The organism is Arsukibacterium tuosuense, assembly GCF_900215315.1.
Lineage (GTDB): Bacteria > Pseudomonadota > Gammaproteobacteria > Enterobacterales > Alteromonadaceae > Alishewanella > Alishewanella tuosuense.
Genome location: NZ_OBEB01000008.1, coordinates 194,024 through 208,919, shown reverse-complemented (window position 1 = coordinate 208,919; position 14,896 = coordinate 194,024). Strand labels below are relative to the sequence as shown.

At 42.8% G+C, this 14,896-nt stretch carries 12 protein-coding genes; 5 read left to right on the top strand and 7 right to left on the bottom strand.

All coding sequences use genetic code 11. The features are described from left to right. Positions 1 to 2: 2 nt before the first annotated feature. The 3 genes from dndE to CRO03_RS16255 all read left to right on the top strand — a co-directional run bounded on the left by dndE (position 3) and on the right by CRO03_RS16255 (position 1,949). Positions 3 to 341 (top strand): DNA sulfur modification protein DndE, encoded by a 339-nt coding sequence (gene dndE / locus CRO03_RS16265; protein ID WP_170949044.1) that lies wholly within the window; start codon positions 3 to 5, stop codon positions 339 to 341. A gap of 33 nt (positions 342 to 374) precedes the next feature. Next, a complete protein-coding gene (locus tag CRO03_RS16260) occupies positions 375 to 887 on the top strand; it encodes a hypothetical protein (RefSeq protein WP_097112694.1) in 513 nt (170 codons plus the stop codon). Positions 888 to 992: 105 nt separating this feature from the next. Continuing rightward, positions 993 to 1,949, top strand: coding sequence for a hypothetical protein (locus tag CRO03_RS16255; RefSeq protein WP_141397763.1), 957 nt, complete (start codon positions 993 to 995; stop codon positions 1,947 to 1,949). Positions 1,950 to 1,979: 30 nt separating this feature from the next. Here the strand turns inward: CRO03_RS16255 and CRO03_RS16250 are convergent, their stop codons facing one another. The 7 genes from CRO03_RS16250 to dptF form a co-directional block, all read right to left on the bottom strand. Continuing rightward, complete coding sequence (locus CRO03_RS16250; RefSeq protein ID WP_097112692.1) at positions 1,980 to 3,281, bottom strand: DNA sulfur modification protein DndB; 1,302 nt, start codon at positions 3,279 to 3,281, stop codon at positions 1,980 to 1,982. Between the two features lie 7 nt (positions 3,282 to 3,288). Then, positions 3,289 to 3,792, bottom strand: a complete 504-nt coding sequence (locus CRO03_RS16245; RefSeq protein WP_097112691.1) for a hypothetical protein — start codon at positions 3,790 to 3,792, stop codon at positions 3,289 to 3,291. Positions 3,793 to 3,807: 15 nt separating this feature from the next. Continuing rightward, positions 3,808 to 4,308 (bottom strand): hypothetical protein, encoded by a 501-nt coding sequence (locus CRO03_RS16240; RefSeq protein WP_097112690.1) that lies wholly within the window; start codon positions 4,306 to 4,308, stop codon positions 3,808 to 3,810. Positions 4,309 to 4,412: 104 nt separating this feature from the next. Further along, the gene (locus tag CRO03_RS16235) at positions 4,413 to 5,237 is read right to left on the bottom strand and encodes a restriction endonuclease (RefSeq protein WP_097112689.1); all 825 of its coding nucleotides are present in this window, start codon (positions 5,235 to 5,237) and stop codon (positions 4,413 to 4,415) included. Further along, positions 5,234 to 10,309, bottom strand: a complete 5,076-nt coding sequence (gene dptH, locus CRO03_RS16230; protein WP_097112688.1) for a DNA phosphorothioation-dependent restriction protein DptH — start codon at positions 10,307 to 10,309, stop codon at positions 5,234 to 5,236. The genes CRO03_RS16235 and dptH overlap by 4 nt, the downstream gene beginning before the upstream one ends. Continuing rightward, positions 10,290 to 11,600 carry a DNA phosphorothioation-dependent restriction protein DptG gene (dptG, locus tag CRO03_RS16225; protein WP_141397762.1) on the bottom strand — a complete coding sequence of 437 codons (1,311 nt, stop codon included), beginning with the start codon at positions 11,598 to 11,600 and terminating at the stop codon, positions 10,290 to 10,292. The genes dptH and dptG overlap by 20 nt, the downstream gene beginning before the upstream one ends. A 4-nt stretch (positions 11,601 to 11,604) precedes the next feature. Beyond that, positions 11,605 to 13,218 carry a DNA phosphorothioation-dependent restriction protein DptF gene (dptF, locus tag CRO03_RS16220; protein WP_097112686.1) on the bottom strand — a complete coding sequence of 538 codons (1,614 nt, stop codon included), beginning with the start codon at positions 13,216 to 13,218 and terminating at the stop codon, positions 11,605 to 11,607. 235 nt (positions 13,219 to 13,453) lie between these two features. On the opposite strand from dptF, the gene CRO03_RS16215 reads away from it, so the two are divergent. Beyond that, positions 13,454 to 14,248, top strand: a complete 795-nt coding sequence (locus tag CRO03_RS16215) for a hypothetical protein (protein ID WP_097112685.1) — start codon at positions 13,454 to 13,456, stop codon at positions 14,246 to 14,248. Between the two features lie 277 nt (positions 14,249 to 14,525). Continuing rightward, positions 14,526 to 14,807, top strand: a complete 282-nt coding sequence (locus CRO03_RS16210; protein WP_097112684.1) for a hypothetical protein — start codon at positions 14,526 to 14,528, stop codon at positions 14,805 to 14,807. Positions 14,808 to 14,896 lie beyond the last annotated feature (89 nt).

The window sequence follows — 14,896 nt, the reverse complement described above, 5'->3', positions numbered from 1 at the left end:
TTATGCAAAGCATCGACATTATTCGTTTATCAGAAAAGCAAAAGCAGCAGCTGATTATTCTGAAGCGTAAAACCGGCATTGAAAACTGGAATGTGCTCTGCCGTTGGGCGCTATGCATGTCACTGGCCGACCCAACAGTACCACCGAAGGAAGATATTCCTTCAGATAGTAATGTTGAAATGACGTGGAAGACGTTTTCGGGTGAGTTCTCTGAACTGTATTTAACACTCTTAAAAGAAGCCTACCGCAAGTTTGCTAAAACCGATGGTGATACAGAACTATCAACTTTCGTGAAAATTCATTTGAATAGAGGTATAAACCTTTACAGTAAATCTCTATAAGAAATACATCCTCATGATGAGATTAAGATCATAATGAACTTCGACTTTGATTCAATGGACAGAATTGAGAAAGACTTTTCCAGTCTCTTTGTTACCTTATCAATGACGCAAAGAAAAATACGTGAGCTTCTTGCCGAATATTCTGATGGGAAAGTACTAAAAGGCGATGAGCTTGTCGGTTGGTTGGGGGAGATTTTAACCAAGATAGCTTTAGGCGGTTTTCTCGTAGACGATAGCTTTGAGCATGACGTTGAAACAACTTCTGGTATGAAGATATCTGTTAAAACTCGCAGAGGAAGCAATAGTGGCTGGGTCAGGAGCAGTGCTATTCCAAAAATTGAAGGTAAAGATATTCCAACGCATTTAATGTTTGTACATCTTAATGAGGATTATGTTGTCTCCGGAATGTGGTTGTATCCTTGGCAAGATTTGATAAAACAAAATCGATTTAGAGAGCATATAGTACGTGGGAAATTTCGTTCTTACTATATGTCAGTGAATCCTAGCAGAGACGTAAGTTACAAAGTTTACTCAAACAGCTTCTAACAATTTGCTATATTTTATTCCGGCGCCCCGGCGCCGGCATCTACGGAATTTTTTGACTTGAATATAACCATGAACTAGAAAATGTTATCCCAAAGAGGACGAAATTTGAGTACTCAAAAACCCTTTTGCTCAATTTGTAGCCAATTTAGAGAGCTGCCTCTGCATCTTCATGAGCTAGCTATATTTTGTGAAATACTGAATGAAGAAAAAGTTGTCCACAAGCAGGTCAAAAGAAAAGTCGAAAAATGCGGTACTGCAAAGACGACGAGTATTGCAAAGTGGCTTCGCTTAGCTAGTCAACTTGAATCAGTAGAAATGAACACTTTTAAATATGAGATGGCGCATATTTACTGTGAACCTGTAGCAGATGAGCTTAATTCAAATGCAAAACATGACTCTTCTATTGCTACACAAATCACCCGATTTATGTTTATTTCAAATGCTCTTGAAGAAGCTTATAGGCTATCTAGCCATATTTATGAAGAAGAATATTCAAAGTTATTAACCTCGGGTAGCAAGTTAGAACGGCAACGAAGTTATTCAACTCAGGCAACTTGGCTGTTAGATGAAGTATTCACGTCATTAGATATGCCTGAAAATTACTTTCATAAGGTCACCGGCGTGATAGAGCTTTCAAAGCTGTACAGGGATAAATTTAAAGTCAGTTTTGATATGGATTTTGACGAAGATAAAATAATTTCAAGAGGTTTCTCAGTTATTAGGAATATGAGAAATCAAATCGCCCATGCTAATTTTCCTATATTGGAAAACCCAGAATTTACTGGTGATTTTGATGATCCTAGAGTTAAACGATTAGTTTTGACTTTGCTTTTAAGAGCCTCAAGGTTAGCGGCAATGAATATTCAGGTCATACTGAGCTTTTCACGCAAAGAATTTAGATCGGACAGCTATTACTACTTTTCAGAGGATCCTGATACTGGAGAAGAATTTAAGAAAATTTTTAAAGCTGGAAAATACTTAAACCATTTACATATTAAGCAAAGTTTCGGTTTGAATGAGTGTTCACACTGGGAGTGGAGGAAAGATATGCTTGAGGATTAACAAGCACATCTTTCATAAAATTTTCGCTCTTTAGCTGCCTATAGAGCTAGCTTGCTGCTCAAGATTAACTGAAAGGACATCTTCGCTAACAGGATAGTGAAATCCTCTTAAATCCAAGAACGCTTTTCGCGCTTTTTTGATATCAGCTCGTGTTTTGGGCGCGATATGAACTTTCAACATATCTTCTAACAGCGCAGTGAAATCTCTACTGGTTAGCATTTTGCTAGCCTCGGAAGGGTTCTCCGAGATATTGCAAACGCAATTCCAAGGTGAAGATTTAACATTCCAATCTAGCTTGCTCAGCTTGTCAAATGCCTGCTCCCAAGTGATTCGACCTTCTCTGATAAGTTGAGATATGACATCCGTAACAACACGCTGGATCACTCCTTTTAAAAAGGCGTGTTCTTTTCCAGAATCTATCTTATTCTTTCTGAAGACTCTGATGTCGTCTTTCTGAGAAAGGCTAAGAACGTCGCCACAAGCTTCAAAAAGTTTAGTAATTCTCTCAGAGATCTGATTGTAACTTCGTTCTAGATCGTCATCTGTAGGTCTGATATTGATGTTGTGACCATCTATCCCTGTACCTACTGAAAGTGCTTTAACCATCTCATAAAGTTGCTTTATAGACGTTATAGCTTTTCTATCTGAGTTAGACACACTCGTTGAAATGGAGAGACCGCCTTCGCTATTCTGACGTCTATAAATAGACACAACGCCATTATCGGACAATATCGTATGTTCATTTATCAAGCGCCTGTTAATAACAGCGTAACCATCATCTTCATCTAAAACAATATTCTCAGTAGATGTAGTGGATTTCGCATTTTTATTAATATTCGAAAACAAACGACGAGTTCTCTCCTGACCTTCTGGAGTATTAAAGTGACTAACAAGAATCACACTAATTTCTTCATTACCTAATTCAGGCTTTCTTTTAATAGCATCTTTAATAGCTCTCAACCTATGTTGACCGTCCAAAGCAAAATACTGCTGTGAGCCGTCAAATGTCAGAACGCCAAAACCGCTATCTAGACCTTTTATTAGATCATCACTTTCGTCCATTTTTACTGGTATATAATTTGGATGCCCACCCCAAGCCGCGACGATCAACGAGCCCAAAAACCTGTGTTCGGATTTTATTAAGTACTCAACTATGCCTTGCGTTCTATCCGAAATCCCTCTTTGAAGCAACTCATTGAGCTCTGGATTTCCGCCCAGCTCGTATGCGAATGAGCACTCCTTTGCAACTTGAGCGTACTTCATCACGCAGATGTAGTAATTCCAATCACCTACTTTCGCCTTTAACGCAGGTATTAAAGTTTTGTTCGACATAATATCCTCAAAATGCTGGTTCAATTTTTGAATGGTCTAGTGTCCCAGTTGGGACCCTATTCCCAATCGGCGAATACGATCGCCTTAACTTGGTTATGACTTTGACGAGCTCGCCACTTATCGATTCTGTTCGCATGAAGATAAACAATAAATCTCCGTCTTGGCGACGCACATCAAATTTCAAAATGTCAATTGCATATGCATTGCCAGTAATAGATTTACTTTCGAAAATGGACAGCAGTTCTGAAAAACAATATCGAAGACTTCTCCCCTCATCACCACCAATGAAAATTATATTTTTTGTATATATTGGCGTATCATTATTTGAAATAGAATCCTTGAAAAGCAATAAAAAAACTCCGGTCTGTTCCGGTACTGCATCTAAATTACAAGCCAGAAGTTCTAACTCTTGCCAACCTGAGCCAAGTGCAGCAACTTCGCTTTTAAGTGAGGCAACATATGACCGATCACTTAAATATTCTTCCGACAACGAACAGCTTATTAATCCCATTACAAATGCCCTTTACTATGGCTTTTTCATTAGCTTTACATTTTGGTGTGTAACATTATTACTTATCGCACCTTTATAAGTAAAAATCCCTTCCAGTGATAAAGAGGCTGACCCCAAATTCAAAACCAAAGTACCATAAGTTGATTTACTTCTGCTTTCAGGCATTAACGTAAGTATGACAACGCCGTCGATAATGTGACCTTCTGCTTTGAACGCGCCATAACGCTTCTCATTTACACTAACAAACTGCTGTGAAAATGTTCCTTTTATCGTGTGCCCCTGCTGTAAAGATATATTAAGTATTGAAGTAACAGTTGGAGTTTCACTAGTGCCATCAGAGCTGCCGTTCTGATCATCATTCTGCCAAATACCTTCAATTTCTACTCCTCTATACACAAGCTCCTGAAACCAAGGCTTAAATTGCTTTTGATAAATTACAAAAAAAAGCCAAATGAATAATGCAGAGAATATCCCGCTTGGGATACCCAAAATAATACTTAAAAAATTTTGATTCAACCTACAACTCCTAGTACGCCTAGCTATGCGCTATTTTAAATTCAGCTACACATGAAAATTTAAAAAATTTCTTTAATCATTATTAATGACTAACATCGAGCAATTCAGCTATCTTTAAAAGCATCCGAGTCGATGGTGTAAATTTTATAACTTTCAGCTACCGACACTCCTAACCCATTTTCAAGAAGATGCTTACTTAGCCTTTCTCCGTCAATCAAAACCAAACTTATATTCCTTGCATCCCGCGCTTCGTACATTGCACCATCTGTAAAGTAAGATGACGTTATGAACACTCCTTTGTTTGCATTTTTAGTATTCATCGCTCCAATAAAACGATGCACGTCTGAGCTTCCAACCCCGTTATTCTTTCCATACCGTTTAGCCTGAATATAGACCCTATCAAGACCAAGTTGGTCTTCGAAGATAACACCATCTATCCCTCTATCATTCGGTCCACCAACATGAAAAGCCGACTTGTCCTTGTCCCAGCCGAATCCCATTCGGCTGAGTAATTTCAGTACGAGCTTTTCAAAAAAGCCTGGATCAGAATTGTAAATCGCGTCCATCATTTGGTTTTTAATGTTATTTATATGATCAATATGAAGTTGGTGTATCAGCTCTTCCGGCAGCTCGTTTCCTGATGCTTTTTTATTTGCGACTTTCGGACTTAATTTTTCCTGACCATCCCATATTCTATATAACGCTTTGTTTCCTCTCCCACCATCGGAAATAAAGTGTTTAGTAGGGCTCGCAGATGGGTATTCAACGCCATAGCAGTGCTGCCTTAGCTTAGCTCTTACTATTGCTTGAGGATCTTTCGCCCCGAACTCATAAAGCTTTTGTTCTACAATCTTCTTATAAATTTCTGTATATGGTAATCCGTCTTTAAATTTACTTAGGACAGTTTTTATGGCTTCTACTATTGTCATTTCAACAACTCCCAAAAAGCCTTGTCACGCATTTTTGTTAGTGTCTTTTTACCATCGATATACAAGCTGTAATGCTTTTCCAGCTTGCGTATGGTTTCCATTAAATTCTCTTGCTCGCTTTTATCATCGACGTTAAAAATTGCTTTGATATCAGCGTTTCGGATCTCGGCTACGCGGTGGATTACCCAAGTGAGAATGTACGAAGCGTAGTTATTCTCGCCAGTTTTAAAGTGAGTAATATCCTGCGTGGATAGCACCACACCCACACCGTATTCGCGGCCTTCTTTTAAAATTCTGCGAAGGCTACTGAAGTTTTGTGACATAAAGTTGTCAGCTTCATCTACCAATATCATCTTGGTAATTTGCCGATAATCGCCCTGCACATCTGGCTTGCCGCGCTTTTGCATTTGCGAATAGAACAGATCAAGCGTTAACGCCACCACCAAGTTTTGGATTTCTGACGGATAACCCGCTAACTCAATAACCGTAATACCGGTGGTTAGCTCGTACAGGCTGGTCATATTCTCCGGGATAGACTCGAATATTTTAAACCGCGCCAGTTTAGACAAAGCAGCATATAGCGAGTCTTCCTCGACTTTTTCCTGCGCAATAAATAACGCCCAGATATCTTCAATGGTCGGTGCAGGTTTGTGCCAGGTAGACGCATCTTCAGGCGTGATGCCTGCCGCCGTGTACGCTTCAAGAATTAAGTTTTCCAGCTTTAACTGCTGCTTTGGCCCCAAACCATAGGCTTTTGCCATAGTTTCAGAAAAGCCTGCTGCCGTGTGAATAGGCAGCATTGGCGTATCGCCAAACAGGCTTAGCGGGTTATATGGCAGCTTAAATAGCTTGTACTTTTTTGCATCCGTAGCGCTAATAAACGCATCGTCAACATAATCTGATTTGTAGTCAAAAATCAGCATGCCTATTGGCGCACTGTTTACGTTGTTATGCTGGTTGCGATACAACTGCGTAATCATCGCTTTGGTGAACTGGGTTTTACCGGTACCCATAGTGCCGATAATGCCGGTGTTGGTATTCATAAAACGGGCGGTATTGGTAGGTTCCCAATACAGCGGTTGCTCAGTTCTGGCGTCATTACCAAACAATACTTTTAACGGGACGTCGCTGGTTTTGGCAGGCTCTGCACTTGCCGGTTCAGTAGCAACTTCTTGTTCAGTCGCACTGATTGGCTGCTCTGCTGCTTGCCTGAATTCTGTTTCAGTATGTGCCGGGTATGGCTGAGTAACAGCAACTTCGGTTTGTGGTTGCAGTAAGTACGGCGCTGGTACCCTGAATAAGGTTTCACTGCTTGCACTCGCGAGCATATTCTTCAGCGGCTGGCGGATTAAATCGCCCAGCCAACCACTGGGTAATTCAATCTTCAGAATATCTTGCTCTTCGCTGTAGCATGCATCAAAGAAGGTGCCATCTTCGACATTAACAAACAAAAAGCCTTTCGGGTAATCAGTCAGTTCGCCAAGCTGGTATTCACCTTGAAGCCACCATTCGCGCTTGGCTGTTAGTTCGTCAAAGTAGTTCTCGTCATACAGGTTATACAGCTTGTACTTCTCTACCTGCATTAATACCTGGCGGGCAAACAAACCACGGTACAAAAGCCCTGCAAGGTCTTGCTTGCCCAGTAAGTCTTCTGTCAGGTAGCGCTTTAACTCCAGCGCTTGTAAGAAGCCTTTGCTGTGGGTTTGCCGCTTACCGGTTTTAACCTCTACCGGTAGCAAATACAGTTTGTCGCCTTTAAAGCCAGCAAACAGCACATCGTCCGAAATTGCGCCTTGTTTATAGCCCTGCACGGTACGCGAGAAATCTGATTCGCTAATTTTAAGGCCGATATTGCCAGCGACGCGGATCATCTCCGCTACCGATAGCGGCACCCAGGTAATGTCTGAGTGCGCCAGCAAGCAGTTAACATACTTATATGCACCAATGATGCCGCGCTTGGCTTTACGTTCATTGGCGTTGTCGGTAATCATTTTTAGCAGCCATTCGCCGTTGAAGGCGTTGAACTCTTCAATATGGCCGCCTTTTTCATCACGCTCTAATACCTTGCGGTATAAGTCGGTTTGCTTAGTTAGCGTGATGGCATCGTAATTAGTGGAATTGGTGTAGTTGTCTGAGTAGTGAATAAGCACCACATCTTTGGACGACTCAAAAAAGTCCAGCGTGACTTTAGGGTCAATAATGCAGGTCCAGATAGACGAGTCATACGAGCGTTCTAACAGGCTGCGGAAACTGTCGTTCACCGCAAGAGCGGTAGATTTGGCTTTACCATGTTGCTCATTGGCTTTGTAAGCCGGCTTCACTAAGCGGTTATACTGTTGCGCTAACTGCAAATGTGGCAAGTTGGTTGTATCCACCCCTCTTAAACCAAAGGCAGTAAAGTAGCTATCTTGTTTATTGGCCGCAGCTTCGCCGGCAATTAGGCCGTGACACACCACGCCGCTAAGCTCCTGAGCGGGGTCAACATCAGTGCGCTCTACCCGCTGGTTGTTACGGAAAAAGCTAATATGCGCATATTGCTGCTCGGCCACATTAGCATTTTCAAACTTGCTGTAAGTCAGCCGGGTGCGCAGCAAGTCCACCACTAAATCAGCGTATTCTTTGGCTTTGCCTTTAGTTAATTCGTAGCGCTGCTTTAACTCTTCATGTTTGCCCATATCAGCAAAACGGTCGAACTCGTTATACATCAGCTCGTCGTCGTACAAACACACATGGATATAGGGTACTTTGTCTTTCAGATCTTTAACCAAATCCACCAACCCCATAAACAGATCAGTATTGTCATGGTTGTTGACTGAGTTAATCAGCAGCTTTGCTCTGGGGCCGCAGCTAAATAACATGCTAAAAGCGGCCTGAAATTCGGTGGCTTTTTCCAGCACCAGTTTACGGACGTAGCTAAAGCTGGTGTCTTTCTGCGGCACCAACTGCAGCCAAAAACTGTTATCACGCTCTGCCTGCACATAGCTAAATTCATACTTCGGGTGATACAAATACGGCATTAACCCCTGCGGATTCAAACGCTCTTTGGTTATACGGGGTAAATCTGCAAAGCTTTGAGCTTGTTGTTTGTCGGCCAGCATTTGCTCAGCAAGGTACAAATAGTACGCCAGCACAATAGGGTGTAACGGCGTAACATATTCAGCACCATCAAACTGGGCAAAACCAATTTGCATCAACTGCCTTTGCTCTTTACTCAGCACATCATTCTCAGCGATATCGGCTGTTGCTTGGGTAAAGGCATTTACCACCTGGCGCACCAGCTCGATATACTGCGCATCCCAACCCGATAAAGACGGCAAGCATTTGCGTTTGTGCAGTTCAGTCAGCAAAGCAGTATAGGATTGTTCAAGTGGCGGATAGAGCTTAAAGGCAGCTGCAGTTAAGTTGCGATCGGGCTCATCATGCCGGTACAGCAGTTGTTCACTTACCAGCTGATGTTCCCACTGCAATATTGTTAATCGCCGCCCCTTGGGTGCGACTTCCTGATTATCGAGGATAATTTTGTTTTTGCTTTTGTTAAATACGCCAAAGTAACCGGCATCGAATAAACGTGGATAACGCTCGGTATCCAGCAGCAATGGCAAACTCAGTGCGTCTGAAGCAACGGCACCTTCAACCTCGAAATCCAGGTTGTAGCTATTGGTTTTAACAGTAAAACCAATCTCGGCCGATTCATTCGCCATTGTTTCAAAGTCTATTACGCCAATGTCAGCGCACGCAAAAACCTGCCCTGGTTGCTCAAGCTCTGCAGTCGCAGAATAATCAGAGATCCGCAGCTTATTTTCGTCAGTCTGTAGTAGTAATTTTTTCTGCTTTACCTGCACCAGGAAATTATGCGCTATGTTTTCCAGCGGGAAATCGGATGCCGGTAAGATCACAATCTTAAAACTGTAACGCTCGCCGGTGTTCTCGCGATTTAAGCGGATAAAACAAAACACTGGTGCGGTAATATCGTTACAACTAAATTTTACCCTGCTGCGCTTACCGCCTGCATTATTAATGCCTGACAGCTTAATTTTGTCTTCAGAAGCATCTTTAATGTCTATTTGATCTTTGTCAACCGCATCACCGATAAACACCAGCTCAAAGTCAGCGTTTATCTCGCCTTGATGCAATGCCAAAATTAAATGCCGCTCGCGTTTGCCGGCTTTGGTGGCTGCTTTATCTCTGCCGGTTAAATCAACCGTTAAACCAGACTCTTCGGTTTCAAGGCTTAAACCGGCTTTACGGTTTTTCTTTTGCTCTTCAAAACACGCGCCCAGTTCCAGTGTTTCACGCCACTTACCGGGTTCAGAGAAGTGCTCTTCGATAAACTTTTCACCAAAATCCAGTTCGCCAAGTTTTTCAACTAGCTCGCCAGGGAAACGCTCGGTAATTTGAGCAATACGGTCGTGTAATCTCTGGTTTTCAGCGACTCGGTTTTTAATCTGTTCTTTGTTTTCTGTGGGTCTTTTTAGCTCGCTGTCTTGCAAAAGGTCTAATTCATCAAACCTGAGATCGCCGTCTAAAATTGCACTATAAAGCTTGTTGAAACCAAAAGCTGTGCCGCCATTGTCTACAATTTGCTCATACACCAAATCAAGCAAGGTTTCAGACACAGTTCGTTGCTTATCCAGCGGGTTAATTAAGATTTTTAACTGTTCTTTTAATGTATAGGGGTGCCAAACTTTACCCGGCTGAGCCAAGTCTTCCGCGGAATTAATCAGAGTATCTAACATGCTGTTGTGCACAATTAGCAGGGCTGTCTGAGCAAAATCACCTTGCTGGCCTGCCACCATATCGCGTAAACGTGAGATATAGTTTTCCGTAAAGCCTTGCTCATTATCAGCGTGGAGCACTGGAATTAGCTTTACTGAACCAATTTGGATAAACGGCAACTCTGTTGCAATGTCGGTAATAGAAGCTGTTTGATGTGCTAACAATTCATCAGTTAATAGACGACTGTTTTGCCCATCCGGCGATTTAAATTGATAGCGAAAACCGGCTTTGAGTTCGCTTTGGCAACGGTTGATTAATTGCTCAACCAAAAAGCTCTCAAACTGTTTTTCTGACATATACTGCGTCTCCACTATCACTCATGCGCTCTACATTGCCGATGCGCTCATAAAATTGCACAATTTCAGCCTGACTTTGTTTATCAAAAAACACACCGCGCTGATTAAAGCCCTTAATTAACTCGTTCAATCGTAATGATTCGTTGCTACCAATCACCAGGTTAGTTAGCAGTAACAGGTAATCCTGATTCATCACCAATACCGAACCTGCCGCGCCGCGCTGCTGAATAAAATCAGCACATAAGTGTTTAATCGTCGCTTTAGCAAAATTAGTGTTGATGTCGTCTTTATCTTTATTACCGGTTTTAAACTGATCACGAGATAACTGCAGCACCTGCCGCAAAGCCGAAATACTGTCTGGCTGTGCATTGACCTGCACTTTTATCAGCTGCCGTTCGTCTTTAAAAGACTGAGCAAAATCATTCAACAACGCGGTAGCGGGGTCAAAGTTGCGAATGCTGTCAGCCAGCAGCCATAATGGGCGAACTTCGTCACGCCCGGCTTGCAGCATTTCAGCCATCGTCAAATAAGGGAAAATTCGTAGCACATGATTGTACAACTGCTGATAACCCGACTCTTTTAGCTGCTTTCGCTCTGCACTGGCTTTTTCCGTGTCGAGTATCAAATAGTTCGGACAGGGTTTTGGTTCGCCCTCTGACCAATTAACCAGGTTATGCGCCAGCTGACTGGTGTACAAAAAACCATATAAACGTAAAAAGTCTTGAAAGCTGTCCAACAGATACCGCGGCTTAGAACCCAGAAAGGCCAAATCATCTTTAAAGCACTGTGCCAAAAAAGGTAAATAAGGTTGCTCTTTAAACACCCGTTTTTTCATTTTCGCTTCAGGTTTTAGTGCTTTATTCTCAAGCACATCGAACAAGATTTGCTCGACAAAATTTAACCGCATGGGTGACAAATTAAGTAAGGTTTTGCCTCCCATCAAATTGACGAACATGTCACCAATACGCTGGTTATGCTTATTGTCTTCGGCCTCTTCAGAGCGAAACAGCAGAAACTCAGGTGCAATTTTTAATACATCTGAGCTGTCAAAGTACATTGCTTTCAAAACCGGCCAAAAGGCATCATCATCCAATCGCTGTTTCAGCTCTTGCTCACACATCGCTTGAAAGTCAGTCAAATTTTCTACCGCCAACTGCTTGCGATAAACTTCTGAAATCACATTGCCAAGAATGCTGTCCCAATCAAGCTCTTTACGCTCATCTTTGGTTCTCAGTGGGAAAAACGTATTCAGGCGATTTTTTGAAACTTCCAATTTTGTGCTTAAATTCACCTGTTTAGCCTCCACTTACTTCAAGTTCACTGCCATTGCCTTCGGCGTTATATAGCCGGTAACGGCTTGAGCCTCGCAGTATGTAAAGCGTTTTAGCTTTACTGGCGATGTCGTGTAACTCTTCAACCAGTTCATCAAGTAACACCACAGCATTTTTATCATGTTTATTAGGCTGATAACCTTCACAAATGCGGTATAACAAACCAAGTAAATTGATGTTGACCGCCATTTTCTGCAACGGTTGTTCATCAACCTTTAAACAAGCATGGAAGTAACCGACATGCTCAGATTCGGCAGCAGCTTCCAACTTAATAGCAGTATTGTCCTGCTTCACATCAACCTGAGCTGCAATATGAAAACCGCCGCGAGTAGTGAGCAAGAGTTCATCTTTTCCTAACTGTGGTGCATTTCGGTTGTTGTACTTACTGATTGCAGTAAGCAGCACTTCGCGGTAAAACTGTTTTAATTCTTGCTTAGCTTCAGCCTGGTCTGGTGTGTTGTGAAGCCGCCAAATAGTGGCGTATTTATCCAGCAGGCTATCATTAAAATCAGCTTTAAACCGATGATGATAGTTGTTACCGATATCTTCATATTGCAGCAAATAAAACAGCCGAATAATACTCTCCGGCGAGCGTAACTTCCTCAAATCAAAGCCTTTGGTTCTTAAGACCGGCTTAAATTCTTCAAACTCTGGCTCTTCAATGTTGAGCTTGTGACTTAACACAAACTGGTCAATCAATTTTGTCCGCAACAGCGCTGGGTCAAAATCAGCAATCTTGGCGACTATCTCACTTTCACTGCAGGTAAATAAATTTTCAGACAAGTAGTTATCACCTGAGAATAAGTGATAAACAAAATCAAGCAGTGCCCTTGCGGTTAAGAACTGGTCTTTCATTAACCTTGCTTTAAACAACGACTCAACGACTATGCGCTGCACTGATGGGATCGACAGCAATTCATAGTTTTGACATAGAACACTATCTCTTTCTGCTTCAGGTAGCGAACGCTCTTTATCAAAGTACTGACGGATAATGTTGTCATCTTGGGCTGTAATTCGCTTTAAAAGCTGCTCGGTAAATTTGGAGCTATAGCGGTGCGTTTCCAACTTGAATTTGGGGTACTGCTCAAAATCGAGAAACACGAATTCGTTATTCAACGGTCGTTTTTGCAAGAAGCCTTTAATGGCTTGCTTGATTTTATCGTTTGCTCCCTCTTCCGAATAATTGCCCAGCATACCGGTATTAATACCAACAACCAGTGCCTTACTGCCTGACTCGTAGTCCGCAAACACTTGGTCAAGTCGTTCAATCGCAGTTTCTTTTGGACTAAAGCTGTGAGTCGCATCAAGGTGGAAATGCGCTTTGTGCTGATACTGCTTCGAGTAGCGGGTAAGTATTTCGGACTTACCATCACCGCTGCTGCCACATAAAAAGACAATTTTCTTATCGCCGTAGCTAATTGATTTCAAATGATTATGAAAATCAGCCTCGATGTCTGTTGCAACATATAGGTAATTTTTGACTGCATCTAAACTGTTTGCTAACGCTAATTCGCGTTCAGTTTTAACTGCATAAGGCGAGGATTTAGAAAGTACTCCGAGAACTTCTCTAAGCCGCATATGTTTAGCTACCTTGTTGAAATAAAGCGGCTTTTCTACCGCTCCTTGGTAAACAATCTGAAATTACTTTACCACAATAGAAACAATGGGCAATCGATAATATTTTGATAATTAAGCAACAATTAGTCGTTTCACACCGCTTGTTACAACAACTCCACCACTAAACCTCCAACACTCACCACCAATTTCGTTATACTGCCCACTTTTCTTCTATTTCCAAACTCAAGAAGGCACCATGACCGCCGCTACAGATTACCACCTGCTGGTACCCACCTACCGCGATGACTTTAACACCTGCTTTTACTGCGGTTGTATTGCCAGCGCGCATGACTATGCGCCACCGCGGCAATACCTGGAGTTTTACCTGGCGACCCGCGAGCCCAGTGAGTTTTTACAGGTGCCTTGCTGTACTGAATGCCATGACCACTTAAAAGCCTGCAAGGCCGGCACGCTGGATGAGCGGTGCAAGTTTGCTAAAGACAAACTGGCGAAGAAATATGCCAAAGCGCTAACCATTTATGAAATGTGGACCGAAGCCGAGTTAGCATCACTGGATTTTAGTCTGCGCCATAGTATTGAAGCCGGGTTAAAGCTGGGCGCAGAAACCACCGAGCGGCTGGCTTACCCGGGGTTTGCCTATGAAGCCGCCGGGCTGCAGCACAATGTCGAAGCGCAGGCGCCGATTTACTTTGAGGTATTTGGCGAGCAGTTTACTAGCTTTCGGGAAGCGCTGGAGTTTGCCAGTAAAGCCTACCGGATACCGAAAAATACCTTAAAAGAATACTTTGCCGATAACGACAATAACTTTGAGCTGGCGATTCAGGCGGTGCACAAACAAGTAGCGGAAAAAGAGTTTAACCAGCAGCTAAAGCAGCAATGCGCGGCCTTTGCCAAACAGCATAAACAAGCAGTTATTTTCGTGCATAAGCAGGTAGAGCGTTACCTAAGTGAAAACGACGATATGACCATTAGCGAAGCGCTGGAGCACCTGTACCAAACCAGAATTAAGCCGCTGAGTCGCCCCGGTTAGCCTGACAGGTGAAGTTAAACAATGTGCTTTTTGAGTAAACAAAGATTCCGCCTGGCAGAATCGGTTTACCCTAAGCCGACCGTTGAAGCCCCGGACGGGCGGAAACGAGCCCCCATGGATGGGTTTACGGCGTGTCGGCGTGGGTAAACCGGTTCAGCCTTGATTACCGGACATGTACTTTATAAGTACACATCAAACTGACGATAACTGACTAAACCTATCAATGCCCCGGCCGATACCCTAAATTAAGCACAGAACAACCTTACAAGGCCGGCTTATGCACCACACCCCACCACCTCCACCTATTAGCCCAGCGCTAACTGCCGAGCTACGCTACTTACACCAGGTAATGCAAGCGATTGAGATCCTGGCCGAACAGCCAACGCTTTGCGTGGTGGCCTACGGCAAAATATGGCGCTACCCCGATTTGTTGAGCACCTCGCTGCGCTATGCCTACCTGGCCCAGTTGCACGGCTTTGATGTGTCACCTTTTAAGCAGTGGTTTAATAAAGACTCTGCCCTGTTCGCCCAGCACGGTTTAAGCTGGAATTTCGGCTGACTGCCAGATATTCAAACAGCACGTTAAACCTGCTGAAAAATATTATCTATTGCCTTAGCCGTCCTATTAAAAGCTTTGTAACTTTTTTT